Origin of the sequence: Planctomonas psychrotolerans (assembly GCF_008642235.1) — a bacterium.
GTDB lineage: Bacteria > Actinomycetota > Actinomycetes > Actinomycetales > Microbacteriaceae > Planctomonas > Planctomonas psychrotolerans.
Genome location: NZ_SJEV01000001.1, coordinates 2,106,043 through 2,123,020, shown reverse-complemented (window position 1 = coordinate 2,123,020; position 16,978 = coordinate 2,106,043). Strand labels below are relative to the sequence as shown.

The 16,978-nt window shown below is 68.6% G+C and carries 16 protein-coding genes and 1 pseudogene; 8 read left to right on the top strand and 9 right to left on the bottom strand.

The genetic code is table 11. From position 1 onward, the window contains the following. Nucleotides 1-178 precede the first annotated feature (178 nt). From EY822_RS09810 to EY822_RS09790, 5 genes and pseudogenes are all read right to left on the bottom strand, one after another. On the bottom strand, nucleotides 179-1,078 hold the full coding sequence (locus EY822_RS09810; RefSeq protein WP_150308099.1) for a carbohydrate ABC transporter permease: 900 nt from the start codon (nucleotides 1,076-1,078) through the stop codon (nucleotides 179-181). Next, entirely contained in the window at nucleotides 1,075-1,935 is an 861-nt protein-coding gene (locus EY822_RS09805) for a carbohydrate ABC transporter permease (protein ID WP_227497321.1), read from the bottom strand. Before EY822_RS09805 ends, EY822_RS09810 begins: the two co-directional genes overlap by 4 nt. 143 nt (nucleotides 1,936-2,078) lie before the next feature. Continuing rightward, a complete protein-coding gene (locus EY822_RS09800; protein ID WP_150308869.1) occupies nucleotides 2,079-3,389 on the bottom strand; it encodes an extracellular solute-binding protein in 1,311 nt (436 codons plus the stop codon). A gap of 917 nt (nucleotides 3,390-4,306) precedes the next feature. After that, nucleotides 4,307-4,603: pseudogene (locus EY822_RS09795) on the bottom strand (pilus assembly protein CpaE); the annotation flags it as partial. Between the two features lie 127 nt (nucleotides 4,604-4,730). After that, entirely contained in the window at nucleotides 4,731-6,509 is a 1,779-nt protein-coding gene (locus EY822_RS09790) for an HNH endonuclease signature motif containing protein (RefSeq protein ID WP_227497177.1), read from the bottom strand. Nucleotides 6,510-6,639: 130 nt separating this feature from the next. Here EY822_RS09790 and EY822_RS15440 point away from each other — a divergent pair, with 130 nt between their 5' ends. Continuing rightward, the gene (locus EY822_RS15440; RefSeq protein WP_227497176.1) at nucleotides 6,640-6,873 is read left to right on the top strand and encodes a hypothetical protein; all 234 of its coding nucleotides are present in this window, start codon (nucleotides 6,640-6,642) and stop codon (nucleotides 6,871-6,873) included. Nucleotides 6,874-7,094: 221 nt separating this feature from the next. Here the strand turns inward: EY822_RS15440 and EY822_RS09785 are convergent, their stop codons facing one another. From EY822_RS09785 to EY822_RS09770, 3 genes are read right to left on the bottom strand one after another with little or no spacing between them, the layout of a single operon-like run. Next, the gene (locus EY822_RS09785) at nucleotides 7,095-8,075 is read right to left on the bottom strand and encodes a DUF72 domain-containing protein (RefSeq protein ID WP_150308096.1); all 981 of its coding nucleotides are present in this window, start codon (nucleotides 8,073-8,075) and stop codon (nucleotides 7,095-7,097) included. Next, nucleotides 8,072-8,623, bottom strand: coding sequence for a DUF3054 domain-containing protein (locus EY822_RS09775; RefSeq protein ID WP_227497175.1), 552 nt, complete (start codon nucleotides 8,621-8,623; stop codon nucleotides 8,072-8,074). Before EY822_RS09775 ends, EY822_RS09785 begins: the two co-directional genes overlap by 4 nt. Further along, entirely contained in the window at nucleotides 8,620-9,183 is a 564-nt protein-coding gene (locus EY822_RS09770) for a hypothetical protein (RefSeq protein WP_150308095.1), read from the bottom strand. The genes EY822_RS09775 and EY822_RS09770 overlap by 4 nt, the downstream gene beginning before the upstream one ends. 172 nt (nucleotides 9,184-9,355) lie before the next feature. Here EY822_RS09770 and EY822_RS09765 point away from each other — a divergent pair, with 172 nt between their 5' ends. Further along, the gene (locus EY822_RS09765; protein WP_150308094.1) at nucleotides 9,356-10,228 is read left to right on the top strand and encodes an Fpg/Nei family DNA glycosylase; all 873 of its coding nucleotides are present in this window, start codon (nucleotides 9,356-9,358) and stop codon (nucleotides 10,226-10,228) included. A 65-nt stretch (nucleotides 10,229-10,293) separates the two neighbouring features. Here EY822_RS09765 and EY822_RS09760 read toward each other — a convergent pair whose 3' ends face one another. Continuing rightward, entirely contained in the window at nucleotides 10,294-11,250 is a 957-nt protein-coding gene (locus tag EY822_RS09760; RefSeq protein WP_150308093.1) for a LacI family DNA-binding transcriptional regulator, read from the bottom strand. Nucleotides 11,251-11,442: 192 nt separating this feature from the next. On the opposite strand from EY822_RS09760, the gene EY822_RS09755 reads away from it, so the two are divergent. From EY822_RS09755 to EY822_RS09730, 6 genes are all read left to right on the top strand, one after another. Then, nucleotides 11,443-12,264: an ABC transporter permease gene (locus EY822_RS09755; RefSeq protein ID WP_150308092.1), complete on the top strand. Its 822-nt coding sequence runs from the start codon at nucleotides 11,443-11,445 to the stop codon at nucleotides 12,262-12,264. Further along, a complete protein-coding gene (locus EY822_RS09750; RefSeq protein WP_227497174.1) occupies nucleotides 12,261-13,058 on the top strand; it encodes an ABC transporter permease in 798 nt (265 codons plus the stop codon). The genes EY822_RS09755 and EY822_RS09750 overlap by 4 nt, the downstream gene beginning before the upstream one ends. Further along, complete coding sequence (locus tag EY822_RS09745; protein ID WP_150308091.1) at nucleotides 13,055-14,080, top strand: ABC transporter ATP-binding protein; 1,026 nt, start codon at nucleotides 13,055-13,057, stop codon at nucleotides 14,078-14,080. The genes EY822_RS09750 and EY822_RS09745 overlap by 4 nt, the downstream gene beginning before the upstream one ends. Before the next feature lie 100 nt (nucleotides 14,081-14,180). Further along, complete coding sequence (locus EY822_RS09740; protein ID WP_150308090.1) at nucleotides 14,181-15,281, top strand: extracellular solute-binding protein; 1,101 nt, start codon at nucleotides 14,181-14,183, stop codon at nucleotides 15,279-15,281. A 5-nt stretch (nucleotides 15,282-15,286) separates the two neighbouring features. Next, complete coding sequence (locus tag EY822_RS09735) at nucleotides 15,287-16,390, top strand: adenosine deaminase family protein (protein ID WP_227497173.1); 1,104 nt, start codon at nucleotides 15,287-15,289, stop codon at nucleotides 16,388-16,390. Nucleotides 16,391-16,515: 125 nt separating this feature from the next. Next, nucleotides 16,516-16,914 carry a cupin domain-containing protein gene (locus tag EY822_RS09730; protein WP_150308089.1) on the top strand — a complete coding sequence of 133 codons (399 nt, stop codon included), beginning with the start codon at nucleotides 16,516-16,518 and terminating at the stop codon, nucleotides 16,912-16,914. Nucleotides 16,915-16,978 lie beyond the last annotated feature (64 nt).

The window sequence follows — 16,978 nt, the reverse complement described above, 5'->3', positions numbered from 1 at the left end:
AAGATGCGACGCGGCACCTCGCCGATGGTGAAGTCACGGTCGACGGTGATGGTTGCGCGGGTCATGAATATCCTCTCGATTGTCTTGCCTGTGGGAGAAGGTCCCGGGAACATGAGTAGCCGTGGACACCGACGTTCGGTGCCCACGGCTGCTCAGTGGGTGGAGTTCGCGCTCAGGATTACTGGCCGCCGAATCCCGTGGTGGATACGCCCTTGATGATCTGGCGCTGGAAGAACAGGAACACGATGATCAGCGGCAGCGCGGCGAGCACGGCACTGGCCATGTCCTGCGCGTACTGCACACCGAACGCGCTCTGCACGGTCTGCAGGCCCACCGGCAGGGTCATCAGCGACGAGTCGTTGATGACGATGAAGGGCCACAGGAAGTTGTTCCACGCACCGATGAACACGAAGATCGACACCGCAGCGAGGATGGGACGCGAGAGCGGCATCACGATCTGGGTGAACACCCGGATGCGTCCCGCGCCGTCGACGCGTGCCGCTTCCTCGAGCTCGATGGGCACCTGGTCGAAGAACTGCTTCAGGATGAACACCATGGCCGGGTGGATGATCTGCGGCAGGATGATGCCCCAGTAGGTGTCCACCATGTCGAAGGCGAGCATCTGGTAGAAGAGCGGCACGATGAGCATCTGCGGCGGGATGATGATCGACGCGATGATCACGAAGAACAACCACTTCTTACCGGTGAAGTTGATCCGCGAGAAGGCGTAGGCGGCGAGCGCCGAGATGATCACCGTCACCGCCGTGATCACGATCGAGGTCAGCGCACTGTTGAATGCCCACTGCGGGATGTTGCCCTCGCCGAGCACGCTCCGGTACGCGTCGAGCGTGAAGCCGCCGGGCGGGATCCAGCTCACGGGGGTGGCGCCGGCGTCCGCCTCGCTTTTCAGCGACGTCGCCACCGCCCAGGCGAACGGGGCCAGCCAGAGGATGGCGAGCACCGCGAGGATGATCAGGGCGACGATGGTGGAGGGCTGGATCGGCTTGCGTTTGCGGGTCTCCCCCGCGCTTGGCGCGTTCTGGAGTTCGGCTTCCGGACGGTCGATCGTTTGAGTCATGAGTTGGCTCCCTTCCGGGACCGGGCCTGAACGCCGATCTGAATCAGCGCGACGATGAGAATGAGTGCGAAGAACACATAGGAAATGGCTGACGCGTAGCCCAGCCGGTAAGCGGTGAAGCCGGTCTCGTAGATGTACTGGACGACCGGACGGGTGGCTCCACCGGGACCACCGTTGGTCATCTGGTAGATCTGGTCGAAGACCTTGAGCGAGGCCAGCACCTGCAGGATGACGATCACCAGCGTGGTCGGGCCGAGCTGCGGGATCGTGATCGAGAAGAGCTGGCGCCACTTGCCTGCGCCGTCGAGCGAGGCCGCCTCATACTGCGTCTCCGGGATGTTCTGCAGTGCCGCCAAGTAGAGGAGGAAGTTGAACCCCACGGTCCACCAAACGGTGGTGATGACCACGGCCATCATCGCCGTGTTCGGGTCGGTGAGCCAGGCGGTCTGCCCGAATCCGAAGTTCCCGAGAACGTCGTTGATCAGCCCCAGCTGCGGGTTGTACATCCATGCCCAGAACAGCGATACCACGGTGGACGCCAGTAGGAAGGGCATGAAGAACGACAGCCGCCACAGCCACTGGCCGGGCAGGCCGAGGTTCACGAGCAGCGCCAGGATGAGGGCCACGAGCACGAGGGGAACCGTGCTGAGAACGGTGAACCAGAGTGTGTTGCCGAGCGAACGCCACATGTCGGCGTCTGCGAACGCCTCTTCGTAGTTCTGGAAGCCCACCAGGCCGGCGTTCGCGCCGGTGATGGACTGCCCGGTGAGGCTCAGGTAGAAGCCGTACAGGATGGGCCAGACCAGGAAGAGCACGAACGCGATCACGAACGGGGCGGCGAAGCCCCAGCCGTGCAGCGAGTCGCGCCTCTCCCTACTGAGGGGAGCCCTGCCCGATGAGCGGTCGAGCGCGGTCGGGCCTCGGCCCTGCGCCCGATTGAGTTGCGGTGTTGTCGTCACGAATCGACTCCTTCGTCAGTTTCGTCAGTTCCGGATCGGGTTCAGGCTGCTTCGAGCGGGTTCGGGCGGTTCAGCATGATCTCGAGGCGCCTCACGAAGCCCTCCATGCCGCTCCGGGCGTCCTCCCTACCGAGGAAGACGCTCTGCACGTTCTCCGCGAAGTAGGCCTGGAAGTCCGAGCCGGATCCGCTGAACCAAGCCCCTGGGTCGAACACGACCTGCTCGGCCGCCTGCGCGTAGTTCACCTGCGGGTCGAGCTCGGCATACGCCGGGCTCTCGACGATGGGCTGGTAGGACGGGATGTGCCCGGCTTCCGCCCAGCTGATCGAGTTCTTGAGGATCGACGCCACGAAGGTGTACACGTCTCGGCGCTTGTCCTCGTCGGGCACGTTCTGGTGCGGCAGCACGAACGAGTGCGAGTCGGCATACGTGGCCGGGGTGCCGAAGAGGGTCGGAATGACCGATGCGTTGAAGGGCAGCTCGGCATTCTGCATCGTCGGCAGCTCCCAGACGCCGGTGAAGAAGAGTCCGCTTCCGCCGGTGACGAATTCGCTCACGGCCGTGCCGTAGTCACCGGTCGGTGTGGCGATCGTGCCGTCGAGCAGCGACTGGATGAACTCGAGCGACTCCACGGCCGCATCCATGTCGATCTCGACCGGCTGGCCCTCCTCGAGCACGATCTCCACGCCGTGCTGGGCGTACAGCGTGTAGAAGAGGCGCCACATCTGAGCACCGTCGTTGAGGAATCCGTAGGAGAGCCCGTGCTCGCCGGTCACCGCCTGCATGGCTCGGGCGACCTCGAGGAACTGATCGGGCGAGGTGATTTCCTGAAGCAGGCCGTCCTCGCCCAAGACCCCCGCCTGCTCGGCGACGTCGGTGTTGTACATCATGATGAACGGGTGCGTGTCGAGCGCGATCGCGAAGAGCTCGCCATCGACGACGCCTTGCTCCCACACACGGGGCAGGAAGTCCTCTTCGGTCACGCCCTCCTCGGCCAGAATGTCGAGGTCCCACGGGTCGAGCAGTCCGCCGGGCGCGTAGCCCGCGACGCGGGTGGCGTGCATGACCGCCACGTCCGGCGCCCGGCCGCCTACCGACGCCATGGCGAGCTTGGTGTAGTAGGGCGTGCCCCAGGTGAGCACGGTCTGCGTCGCGTTGAACTGCTCGTTCTCCTCGTTGGCCTGCTGCACGAGCGCGTTCATCTTGATGCCGTCACCACCGCTCAGGAGGTGCCAGAACTTCAGCTGCCGCACATCACCCGCGGCGACTGCCGAGCAGCCCGCGAGGCTCGTGCTGAGGAACGCTCCACCCAGGAGCGCGGCGCCGCCGCCGAGAACCGCTCTGCGGCTCAGGCCCCTCGACGATTGTCCGACGTTCGTTGTCCGTCCGACGTTCGAGAACTCTTCGACATTCGATGACTGTCCGAATGATGTATTCGTATGCTTCACCCGTCACTCCTTTGAGACGCGTTGGCGGTACCGGTGCTCGCCGCTCGGGGAACGGCGCGTTGTTCTTCTCCCTCGACCGTCGTCCGTCTGAACGTCGTTCGAGGCGCAGTGCTTCAAATTACATCGTTGTAACGGCGGCTGCAACAACTTCGGAAGAAATCCCACATGCCTACCGCTGGCGTCAATCTAGCGCGAATGCGACGCGTTGGTCGGCACATCCCGCGTTTCGTGACCAAGTTGGGGCGCGCTTCCCAGCGGCACAATACGGTGCCGGTTGACGATGAGGGTTGACGGTGAGACGCGGCGCCGCCGAGCGCTTCGGTACCTGGTCTCGGGGTTCGGTAGGGCAGGGCGAGGGCGATGAGACCGGAGCGTCCGATCCGTAGTTCCCGCTCCAAGTGGTTGGGCACGTGCTCGAGGTCGGCGAGAGCGGCCGGTGCCGGGTCCGTTTGAGCGCGGCCGGCGCCGCTCGGGATGCCGCGTTCGGTGCTGCTCGGGGATGCCGCGTTCGGTGTTGCTCGGCGATGCCGCGTTCGGTGTTGCTCGGGGATGCCCGAACTACACCGGCACTACGCCAGCGCGGATGCGCTGATCACGGCCAGGAGTGCGAGGGCGTAGGCATCGGCGGGGTCGTCGGCGGCGAAGCTCGTCACCTCACCCGCCAGTTCGATCTCGACCTCGAAGGCGGAGCCGGTGCCCGTGCCGGTGCCGGTATCGGTGCCCGTGCCGGTGCCGGTGCCAGTGCCCGTGCCCGTGCCGGAGTCAGTGCCCGTGCCCGTGCCCGTGCCGGTGCCCGTGCCGGCGCCCGCGCCAGTGCCGGCGCCCCCGTCGGTCCGCCGGAGCGACCGGAACGTGTCGCCGAGTCGCTCGCGGAGTTGCTCCTCCCGCGGCAACCACAGCGAGTCCTCCAGCGCCACCGAGTCGAGCGCCCATTCGGTGGTGCCGTTGAAACCGAGGATCGTTCCCGTCGGATGCTCGTGCGCCTCGATCGTCATGTCGCTGAGCGTGAACACCTCGCTCTCGAACTCGCCGCGGTGGATGAGGAACCGATCACCCGAGGTGGGCTTCCACGCCAGGCCGGATGCGTTGAGCGCAAATGCGAGGTCGGAGGAGATCATCCGGCCATTATGCGGCGAAAAGCTGCGTGCAGCGCGGGAAGGTCTAGGTCGGCATCGACCGGGGTTGGAATGCGCGGGCTCGGAGTACCGGGTGGAGTGCCGAAAGCTGGCACGGTCGGCGCGATCCTCAGAACGGTGGCCGGTCATCGCCGCCGATAGTCGCGGGTCGCGGCCGTGCATGCGCGGGACGCTCCGACTCCGACTCTCGGACACCCGCTCGCGTGACCTCAGGCCGTGAGACGGCGGACCACGCAGCGGTGGGTTCGAACCGAATGCGCCCGCGGCTGGGCATGGCACCGACACCCGGAGCGAGTTCTGGGATCGGTGCTCGTCCGGCACCGGATCCGTTTGCTGGCCCGGCGCCGGACCCGGGTGCGCGGCCGGGTCCGGGAGCGCGGCCGGGTCCGGGAGCGCGGCCGGGTCCTGATCCGGGTCGGTTCACTCCCGCACCGGAACGGGCTCCGCTGCGGTCGAGGAGTGGGCCCGTACGTAACGCAGTGTCGGGACAGGTGGTGTGCACCCTTCCCGCCGGTGAGATCCAGGTCAACGTCCCCTCGCCCGCATGAGCCACGCGCCACGCGGAATGGTGCTTCAGCGTGTGATGCTTGCGGCACAGGTGGGCGAGGTTGTCGTGCGCGGTCGCACCACCGTGCTCCCAGTCGACGGTGTGGTCGAGATCGCAGCGGACCGCGCCGCGATCGCACCCGGGGAAACGGCAGCTGTAGTCGCGGATGCGCAACCAGTCCCGCAGGTCGGGCGGCACGGCGTAGCGGGTGCGACCCACCGAGAGCACCGCCCCGCTTTCCGGGTGGGTGAGGATGCGGGTGAACGACGGAGCACAGGCGGTGAGTTCGCGCGCGGTGTCCGCGTCGATGGGTCCGTATCCTTCGAGCGTGGCCGGCTCGGTGGCGAGTCCCAGAAGCGTGAGAGCCGGGACGGTGAGGAAGACGCGGGGCCGGATGCCGCGATAGGTTTCGGCGGCGCCCGTGGAAGGACGGCCCGAAGGATCGGTGTCGCCCGCGCGACCAGCCGACTCGAGCTCACGGAACTCGCTGTCGACGGCGGCGGTGCCGTCGGCGGCGGTGCCGTCGGCGGCGGTGCCGTCGGCGGCGGTGCCGTCGGCGGCGGTGCCGTCGGCGCCGGCGCCCGCGCCTGCGCCGCCGCCTGCGCCTGCGCCTGCGCCTGCGGCACCACCCGCGCGGTTCACGCTGCCAGTGCCGTCGGAGTCACCGGCATCCACGGTACCCGCGGCATCGGCGGCAGCGGCGGGCGCATCGCTCAACAGCACGTCGAGCAGGATGTCCGCGCGCAACTGGGCGATGGTTCGGCCGTCATTCGGGTGATGCAGGGCGCGGGCGGCATCGGTCAACCGTCCGTCGATGGCGATGAGTTCGACCGCGGGCAGGTAGGCGTTCAGCCAGCCCATTCCGTCGTGGCCGGGGTCGATGAAGACCTCCCGGTCGCCGAGGGCCCGAGTGTGACGCGTCTCCAGTTCCTCCGGCTGCACGCGATCCCGGAGCGCGCGGAGCTTGCGGTTGAGAATCGCCACGGTGGTTCCGACCGCAATATCGACGGCCTGCCTGTCGAACGACTCGCGCACGCCGGGCTCGGAGATCATCGCAGCCGAATCGGCGATCCGGTGCGCGGCCGAATAGCTGATGACTCCGGACGTGAGCGCCTTCAACGTATGCGGCAGGTCGTGAACCAATGCGGCGCTCGTGGCGATCAGCGTCTCGGCCGTTCGCTCGGGGATGCGAAGTGCGGTGGCGATCTCGGCGCGGAAGGAGCGTTCGGGAATGGTGGCCGGGGCTCGGCGGCCGTCGACCCCAGGTGTGGGATCGGGGATGCCACAGAGGCGGCGTGCACCGTCGATCATCTCCGCTCGGACCGCCGCGAGCTGCGCCATCGCCCGATCGACGTCGACGATCGAATCGATGGCAACGCCGATGGTGTCCGTGAATCGTGCTCGGGCGGATCGCTCGGGGTCAGCCGTGGGGTCCGCGGCGGGGTCGGCCGCGGGGTGAGCCGAGGGCGAAGTGACGCTGCTTGGCGCGGTGCTGCTTGGCGCGGTGCTACTCAACACGGCTGAAGCAGACGCTGCGGTGCTCGATTCGGCACCGCTGGACGCGGCGTTCGTCCCGGATCCGGGTGTTCCGATCGAGCTCTCCATGCCCGTATTAGACACCCGACCACCGACATTTCGCGGGTCACTCGTCGGGCTACAGCAGGCCCGCGAGAGCGTATCGGCGAGCGGTGATGTGGAGGAGTAGAGGAGGGAAACCGCGGGAAACGCGGCGGACCTGCGAGGCCTGGGCGCGCTGGAAATCCGCCACATCAGGTCGAGGTCGATGCCACCACCTCGACGGGTCCGGACGTCCCGCCACATCAGGTCGAGGTCGATGCCACCACCTCAACGTGTCCGGACGTCCCGCAAGAGGCGAAGTGGGACGAGTGATCACAACGGACAGGCGTCGGGTCGAGACGACGAGGATCAGGACAGGTTGAGCAGGCGCCGCAGCTCGAGCGCGTTGTACGGGGCGCGCACCTTCACGTCGTTGTCGAAATACACGTAGACGTCACGCCCGGCAGCAGCACCCCCGCCGACGCCCACACGCGCACCCGCACCGCCACCGGTACCCGCATCAGCACCGCCACCTGCACCGCCACCGGCCCCCGCACCCGCACGACCACCACCGGCCGCACCAGCACCGCTCAGCCACCCCCGCACCGTCGCGGCCCACTCGGCGAGCTGCTCCGGCGTATATCCGCTCACGTACAGTTCCTCAGCGCCATGCAGTCGCACGTACTCGAAGTCGGTCGTGGGCCGCTCGATCTTCGGCCACCTGCCCGCCGTGTCGGCCACCACCATCGCCATGCCGTGGCGCCGCAGGATGTCGGCGCACTCGTCGGTGTCGAAGCTCGGGTGTCGCACCTCGAGCGCGTGGCGCATCGCGCGATCCGGACGCGGCTCCAGCCAGGTGCGCCCCTCCACCATCGCCGTGTGGGTCTGGGCGAGGGTCAGCGCTTCCCGCGTCGTGCGTGGGAGCGACGAACAGAACGACTCCAGCAGTTCCGCATCGAACGTCGATCGCTCGGGCAACTGCCAGAGCACCGGACCCAGCTTCTCGTCAAGCGCGAGCACGCCCGAGGCGAAGAAGTTGGCCAGCGCGTCGCGCACGTTGCGCAACCGCAGCATGTGCGTGATGTATCGCCCGCCCTTCACGGCGAAGACGAAGCCGGGCGGCGTCTCGGCCGCCCAGCGCTCGTAGCTCTCGGGCCGCTGCAACGAGTAGAACGACCCGTTGAGCTCCACGGACGCGAAGCGGGATGCGGCGAACTCCAGTTCCCGCCGCTGCGCCAGACCCTTCGGGTAGAAGTCGCCGCGCCACGCCGCGTACCGCCACCCCGAGATGCCGATGTACGCCCTGCCTGCGGCGGGGGCAGCGGGAGCACCACGGGCCGTGGTGCTCATGGGGCCGGCGAGGTCGGTGTGGTCGAGGTCGGTGTGGTCGAGGTGGGGGCGGGCGGGGTCGGGGCGGGCGGGGTCGGGGCAGCCGCGGTCGGGGCGGCCGCGGTCGGGGTGGTCGAGGTCGGGGCGCGTGAACCGACGGCTGCCGCGCGCATGCCGGGCAGCATCCGCGCCACCAGCCGCCAACCGACGAGCGCCAGCGCAAGGAGCACCGCGGTCACCAGGACGAAGCTCGGCGCCGTACCTTGACCGCTCAGGACGCGGAGCGCCATCCCCACGCCCACCGCGCACAGCCAGACCGGGACGCCGACGCGCCACGGGTGCAGCGGGCGCCGCCACGCACGACTCAGGAGCCATCCGGCGGCGAGCCCGGCGACGAAGGGCCAGAACGTTCCCCACACCCCGGGCAGGGCGAATCCCTCCTCGTGATTGCGCCGACCGATCAGGACGAAGGCAGCCACGAGTGCCACATCGATGCCTGCCGCCGACAGGGTCGCGCGGAGAGGCGGGCGTGGCACGCGCGGACGGCCGGCGGAGGCGGTCACGGTCACCGGTCATCCCCCGTCGGCACCGTCGGCACCGTCGACGAAGCCCCAGGCGTGGACTCCGCGTCGCCCTTATCGGCGGACTTCACCCGAGACAGCTCGGCGGGGAAGACGCGCTTGTACCGACGCCCGTCGGGCAGTTCGACCATCTCGCTCGTCAGCACGCCGCGCGTCACCTGCTGGTAGATCGCCTGCGCCGTCACCCCCTGACGTGCCGCCTCCTCGGCCACCGAGAGGCCGGGCAGGTCGGCGGGCACGCTCGACGGACGCGCGCTGCGCTTGCGTCCCGCCTGCCTGCGGTGCTCGATGTCGGCATCCGTGCCCTGCCAGCGGAACTTCGCCGCGGCCCGCCCGAGCCCCGCGGCCTCGGCGATGTCATCCCAGCTCCGACCCGCCTCGAGCGCGCTGCGGACACTCGCCAGCTGCGCATCGTCGGCGTCCAGCGCGGCGAGCAGGGCGCGCATCGCCCGCAGACGCTCCAGCGGCTCGGGTTCGGGCTCCGACCGCTCGCCGGAGGAGAGCACATCGAGAGCCGCACGGGTCGCGGGCGAGAGGAACGGCGCCATGCCGCCCAGCGTAACGACCGGGACCGGTGGGGCTCGGAAAAGGGGAAGACCGGTAACGGGCACGACCAGGAACGGTGGCGACCGGAGCGGGACCGCCTGCACCCACGGCCCTGCACCCCCTGGCTGCCGGCCACATCTAGACGAACCGGGTCCGGCGGCGGACACTGGCTTCGTGCCCGAACTTCCCGAAATCACCGCCCTCGCCGCCGACCTGGGTGAACGCCTCGGCGGATCCCCCGTCGAGCGCCTGGACATCACCTCCTTCGCGGCGCTCAAGACCTTCGATCCGCCGGTGTCGGCGCTCGCGGGCCAGAGCGTGGGCGCCGTCGACCACCACGGCAAGTTCCTCGACATCGAGATCGGCGAGTTGCACCTCGTGCTGCACCTCGCCCGCGCCGGCTGGATCCGCTGGCGGTACGAGGCGCCGCAGGCGAGCGCACGGCCGGGCGGCCGACCGGGCAAGGGGCCGCTCGCCGCCCGCCTCGTGCTCGACGGCGGTTCAGGAATCGACATCACCGAGGCGGGCACGAAGAAGAGCCTCGCGATCTACCTCGTGCGCGACCCTGCCGAGGTACCGGGCATCGCGCGCCTCGGTCCCGATCCGCTGAGCGACGACTTCACCCCGGAACGGTTCGAGGAGATTCTACGCGCCGCCGGACGCTCGCAGATCAAGGGGGTGCTCCGCAACCAGTCCATCCTCGCCGGCATCGGCAACGCCTACTCGGACGAGATCCTGCACGTGGCCCGGATGTCGCCGTTCAAGCCTGCCGCCATGTCCTCCGAGGAGGCAGCGCGGCTCTACGACGCGATGCGATCCACGCTGCGGGATGCCATCGCCCGCGCCGAAGGGTTGCACGCCTCGGAGCTCAAGAAGGAGAAGAAATCGGGCCTCCGCGTGCACGGGCGTACCGGCGAGGAGTGCCCGGTGTGCGGCGACATCGTGCGTCAGGTGATCTACTCCGACTCCACGTTCCAGTACTGCCCCACCTGCCAGACCGGCGGCAAGCCCCTGGCCGATCGAGTGCTCTCCCGCCTGCTGAAGTAGCGCCCGCTGCAGTGCGTCGGCTCGGGTGACGCCTGCTCGGGTGACGCCTGCTCGGGCCTTGCCCCCTATCGCGCGTTCGGCCAGCGCACCGGAACGGTGAGCCGGTCCGCGGACGGCGGGGCGCCCGCAGGTGCGAGCGCGTCGAGCAGTCGGTCCATCGCCACTCGCCCGAGTTCCTCACCGTCGACGTCGATCGCCGGAACGTCGGCGAGACCGAGGGATTCCACGATCATCCGCTCCGAGCTCACCGTCACACCGACATCGCGGTGGGCCGTGGAACGGAGCGCGAACATGAGGCCGAGACCGATGGCGGTCGCGTACGGCAGCACCGCAGTCGCGCGCCCGTCGACGATCTCGGCGGCCACGCCCACTCCCGCGGCGAAGGTCGAGGGAAGCGGTCCGAGCACCAGAAGTTCTGCGCGACCGGCTGCGGCATTCCGCACCGCCGCGGTGCGCTGGCGATCCTGCCACGACCCCTCGGGACCGCCGATGTAGGCCAGTCGGCTGTGGCCGTCGACGATGAAGCGATCGATGAGCGAGCCGAACGCCGTGGCCGTGTCGGCAACGACCGAGGTGAGTCCCGCGAGCTCCCGATCGACGAGGACTGTGGGCTTGAAGGCTCCCGCGCCGTGCACCACGTCGTCACCGCCGCGGGGTGCGACCAGGATGAAGCCGTCGACCTGTCGGGAGAGCCGCTCGAACGCCCCGAGCTCGGCGATGTCCTCCAGCGGATGCACCGCGACGGTCAGTTGCAGGTCCGCCTCACCGGCTCGGGCCTGCGCGCCGGCAATGATCGGGGTGAAGAAGCTGTTGTCGAGCGTCGGAACGACGAGCGCAACGATGCCGCTCGTACCCCGGGCGAGCTGACGGGCCACCCGGCTGGGTACGAAACCCAGTTCCCGTGCCGCCGAGAACACCCGCTCCGCCGTGTCGGGGGCCACGAGCTCCGGCCTGCTCAGGGCACGTGACGCGGTCGCCTTGGAGACCGCGGCACGAGCGGCGACGTCTGCGAGCGTGGGCACGGCTTCCCTTCGTTTCGCGGCGCTTCGGAGGCGACCGGCCGAGCCCGCCTCCGTTACACAGTGTTTACACCCGGAGTGGAAACGACCCGCCGACACACCCTAGGCTCAATGAAACCGGTTGTGCAACCGGTTTCATTGCCCAGTAGCGGCATGAGCTGGACACCGACACCGAGAAGGAACGGAGCGCGCACCGTGAGAACCCGCACACCCGCCCTGCTGCTCCTCCCGGGCCTGGCTCTGCTGCTCATCGGCTTCCTCATCCCCTCCGTGGTGATGCTGTTCGCCCCGCCCGGAGTGACCGCTGCGGACATCTTCGGCCGGCTCGGCGCCATGCTGTCCGATCCGTACGACCTGCGGATCATCGGCAGGACGGTGGGGCTCGGGCTCATCGTCACCGGAATATGCGTGGCGCTCGGATTCCCCATCGCCTACCTGCTGGCGCGCTCCACCTCCCGCTGGGCCGGTGTGCTGCTCGCCCTCGCGATCTTCCCGCTGCTGCTGAGCAACGTCGTGCGTACGTTCGGGTGGCTCGTGGTGCTGGGCTCGAACGGCGCCATCGGTCAGCTGCTCACGGGGCTCGGTCTCGTGGATGCTGCACCGCAATTGCTCTACACCGAACTGGCCATCGTGCTCGGTCTCACGCAGCTGTTCCTTCCCCTCGCGATCATCTCCTGCTACTCGGCGGTCGCCCAGGTGGATGCCGGGCTCGACGACGCAGCACGTGGGTTGGGCGCCAGCCGCGGTCGCACCTTCTGGACCATCGTCATCCCCCTGTCACTGCCGGGCATCGTGGTCGCCGCCACGCTCGTGTTCGCCGGTGCGGTCACCGCTTACACCACCCCGTATCTCCTCGGCGGGTCGTCCCAGCGGATGCTGTCCACCCAGCTCTTCTCCTACGCGAGCGTGACCATCGACTGGGCCGGAGCGTCGGCCACCGCGCTGATCATGACCGTGCTGGTCTTCCTCGTCTCGGGGCTGTCGTCGCTCGTCGCTCGGAAGGGGGCCACCTCGTGAGAACCAGCCGCCCGGTCGCCGGATCCCTCGCCGTTCTCGGCTACATCATCATGATCGTGCCGATCCTCTTCGTCGTCGCCACATCGTTCACCGGCGGCAGGACCCTCCGCTTTCCGCCCGAGGGCTTCTCGCTGCAGTGGTTCGAGGCCGCCCTCACCTACGACCCGTTCATCTCGGCCCTGGTGTCGAGCCTGCAGCTCGCGCTGATCGCGACCGTGCTCGCGCTCGCCATCGGTATCCCCGCCACCCTGGCCATCCACCGAGGTGCCATTCCCGGCAAGGGCGTGATCGAAGGACTGTTCCTCTCGCCCCTGATCGTGCCCGAGCTGGTCGTGGGACTCGCGCTCTACCAGCAACTGATGATCGGCTTCGGCCTCGCCAACTTCGAGACGCTGCTGCTCGGCCACACCGTGCTCATGCTGCCGTACGCGGTTCGCGTGACCGGCGCATCCCTCGCCCTCGCGGACCCCGCACTCGAGGAGGCCGCACGCGGGCTCGGCGCCTCTCCCCTGCGCGCGTTCTTCACCATCACCCTCCCGCTCCTCCGGCCCGGCATCTTCTCTGCGGGGCTCCTCAGCTTCCTCACCTCGTTCAACAACGTGCCGCTCTCGCTGCTGCTGCAGAGCCGGGACTTCCGCACCCTCCCCGTGACGATGCTCGACTACGTGCAGCAGAGCTACGACCCCATGGTCGCCGCCATGGCCACGCTCATCCTCGCCGGCACCGTCGTCATCGCCGTCATCGCCGAACGCACCGTCGGCTTCGCCAAGATCTTCGGAGGTATCAACCGATGAACGCTGCTGCAGAATTCGCCGGGGTGAGTCAGGTCTTCGGCGACTTCACCGCCGTGGACTCGATCGACCTGCGCATCGCGCAGGGCAAGCTGACCACCCTGCTCGGACCGAGCGGGTGCGGCAAGACGACCACCCTGCGCATGCTCGCCGGCTACGCGGCGCCGACCTCGGGACGGATCGACATCGACGGCGTCGACAGCACGCGCACGCCGCCCGAGAAGCGCAATCTCGGCATGGTCTTCCAGTCGTACGCGCTGTTCCCGCATCTGACGGTCGCCGAGAACGTGGGCTACGGACTGAAACTGCGGCGGGTTCCCGCAGCCGAGCGGCAGCAGCGAGTGCAGGAGACCCTGGAGCTCGTCGGGCTCGGCCACCTGGCGGCCAGCAAGCCGAAGAAGCTGTCGGGCGGACAGCAGCAGCGGGTCGCCCTCGCCCGGGCCATCGCCATCCGGCCGAAGCTTCTGCTGCTCGACGAGCCGCTGTCAAACCTGGACGCGCGGCTGCGCGTGCACATGCGGGCGGAACTCCGCCGCATCCAGTCCGAGACGGGCCTCACCGTCGTGCTGGTGACCCACGACCAGGACGAGGCGCTCGAGATGAGCGACGACATGGTGCTCATGCGTGCCGGCCGCATCATGCAGCAGGGTGCGCCCCAGGACGTGTTCCCGAACCCGGCCAATCGCTTCGTCGCCGACTTCCTCGGCTACGAGAACTTCCTCACCGCGGCCGACGGATCCGTGCTGGCCGTGCGACCCGAACACCTCGATGTTCTCCCCGTCGGCGGACCGACCGCAGCGGGAGGCCTCGCGCTCGACGCAACGGTGACCGACGTGGCCTACCGCGGCGTCGACATGCTCGTCACCGTGCGTACCGTCGACGCGAGCGGAGCCGACGTGCGGCTGATCTCCGATGTCCGCAGCGACGGGCTCAGCACGGTGTCCATCGGTGACGTCGTCACCGTCACCGCCCCGCCCTCCCGGCTCGTCGCCATGGCCGCCGAGGTCCCCGAACCGGTGCGCTGAGCGCGAGCATCCCCGACGGCGCGCTTTCCTCTCTCCGCTTTTCCCGCTCAGCTCCTCCCTCCCTCCTCGGCCGCAGAGGCCACCGACGAAAGGTCCGTCCATGTCCCGCACGTTCCCCACCCCCCGCAGGCGCAGCCTGGCGCTCGCGGCCGGCGTCACCGTCGGCGCGCTGACTCTCACCGGCTGCTCGTCCGCAGCCGAGGAGGGATCGACCGGCACCGATACGGACGCCCCGCAGAGCATCGTCGTGAGCACCTTCCCGTTCGGTGTCGAGGAGTTCCAGGAGGCGGTCTTCGATCCGTTCACCGAAGCCACCGGCATCGAGGTGGAGGTGGAGACCGGATCGAATGCGGACCGTCTCTCGCAGTTGCAGCTCGCCGACGGCGAGTCCGGCATCGACGTGATGCTGATCTCCGACTACTACGCGGCGCTCGGCCAGGAGGACGACCTGTTCCAGGAGGTCACCGAGGCCGACGTGCCGAATCTCGCGAACATCGCCGAGTTCGCCACCGAGGGTTCGTACCTCGGCCCGGCGTACAGCTACCAGCTCAACGGCACCCTCTACAACACCGACGAGCTGAGCGCGGACGAGGCCGCCGATTGGGAGTTGTACGGCAACAGCGACTACGCGGGCAAGCTCGCGCTGCCCGACATCTCGGTCACCGCGGGACAACTCATGGTGTCGGGCGTGGCCGACACCTACGGCAGCGGCCCGTACGACATCGACACGGCGCTCGAGACGATCGGCGAGTGGGCACCCAACGTGCTGCAGTTCTACAGCTCCTCCACGGAGGTCACGAACCTGCTCACCCAGGGCGAGATCGTGGCGGCCGACTCCCTGAGCGGGTTCGCCACCGATCTGGTCGCATCCGGCGAGCCCGTGGCGTGGACGGCTCCCGCCGAGGGCCGGTACATGGCCACGAACCGTGCGATGGTTCCGGTCGGCTCGGAGAACGTCGAGGGCGCCTTCGCGTTCATCGACTACCTCCTGTCGGTGGAGGCACAGAGCGCCTCGGCCGAGCTCGTGGGCGACCTGCCCGTGAACCTGGAGGCCACGGTTCCGGACACCATCCTCGACGTGGTGGGCGACATCGCGGCCGACCCGATCGCCGCCGAATACTCCACGCTCGACCCCGAGGAGCTCGTGTCCACGCGCAACGTCTGGGTCGACCGCTTCGCCCGTGAGGTCACCGCCGGGTGACAGCCATGACCGACTCCCCCGACGCACGGGCGGTCGACATCCGGGCGATGCCGAAGGTCGACCTGCACTGCCACCTGATCGGAACGGTACGGGCGCGAACCTTCGCCGAGCTGGCCCGCCGCGAGGGACTGCAGCTGCCCGCGGACCCGGAACGAATCTTCGCGGACATCAACTCCCTCCCGCCCGACCCGGAGCTGTACCGCAACACCCGCATCCCCGTGCCGCAGGGGCGCAGCGCCGACGAGCCCGACATCTCCTACTCGCTGTTCCAGGCATCGCGGTGGGTCACCGAGGTGCTTCGAAGCGATGAGGACCTCACCCGGATCGTCTACGAGGCCTTCGAGGATGCCCACATTCAAAGCTCTACCCGGCACCTCGAGCTGTTCTTCGACGCGGTTCCCGAGCACCTGTCGTCGCTCGGCTACGCGGGTTCGGTGGAGGCGTATGCCGAAGGCATCCGCATGGCCGAGCGCGACTTCGGCATGACCGGTCGCATGATCGCGGGTATCGACCGAAGCCGGAGCGGCGAGTACGCGCTCGAACTGGTGCGGGAGGTGGTGGCGAATCCGCACGAGTACGTCGCGGGCATCGGTCTCGACAACCTCGAGACGGCCGGTCCGCCCGAGCGCTTCGTCGACGCGTATCGACTCGCGGGCGAAGCCGGCCTCGGTCGGACGGCGCACTCCTCGGAGCACGCGCCCACCGCGGTGAACACGGTGACGTGCCTCGACGTGCTCGGCTGCGACCGCATCGACCACGGGTACTACGTGCTCGAGGATCCCGCGGTCGTCGAGCGCGTGCGCGACGAACAGGTGGCGTTCACGGTGGTGTCCACCACATCGCGGCGGTCGTGGCGGCCGTGGCGGCGCGCGTCGATCGCGGCGATGCTCGATGCCGGACTTAACGTGATCCCCGCGTCGGACGATCCCGGCATGTTCCCCACCACGCTCGCCGACGAGTACCGCATCCTGTCGGAGCAGATCGGGGCGACCGCGAGCCAGCTCCGCGCGATGGCGTTCGCCGGTGTGGAGGCGGCCTGGCTCCCCGAGGCGGAGAAGGCGGCGCTCCGACACCGCTTCGCCGCCGAGTTCGAGGCGGCACAGGCCTAGGCGCGGAGGCCCGGGCCCGGAGGGGCACGCACTCCGGGCCCTCCGAGTCCATCCGGCCCGACCACCGTCGGCCATTGTCGCTAAGTTCGAAGAAGAAGCCCCCGAACGAAACGAAGGAGACACCGATGAGCACCACCGACAAGGGTCCCGAGCCGCACGTCGTCAACATCGAGGAAGCCTCGTTGGTGAACGAGAACTACCGCACGGTGATCTGGACGGGTTCCAACCTGCAGGTGACGGTCATGGCCATCAAGGGCGGCGACGACATCGGCCTCGAGGTGCACGAGAACATCGACCAGTTCCTCCGCATCGAGGGCGGTCGCGGCAAAGTGCAGATGGGTCCCGCCGAGGACAACCTGATCCACGAATGGGAGGCGGGCGACGGCGAGGCCATCATGGTGCCCGCCGGCACCTGGCACAACGTCACGGCGATCGGCGACGAGACGCTCAAGCTGTACTCGATCTACTCCCCGCCCGAGCACGACCACGGCATCGTGCAGGTCACCAAGGCCGACCCGGAGTAAGCCTCCGGCCGATCCGATCCACTCGCGGATCCTCTGCATGCAGATCCCCTGCATGCAGATCCTC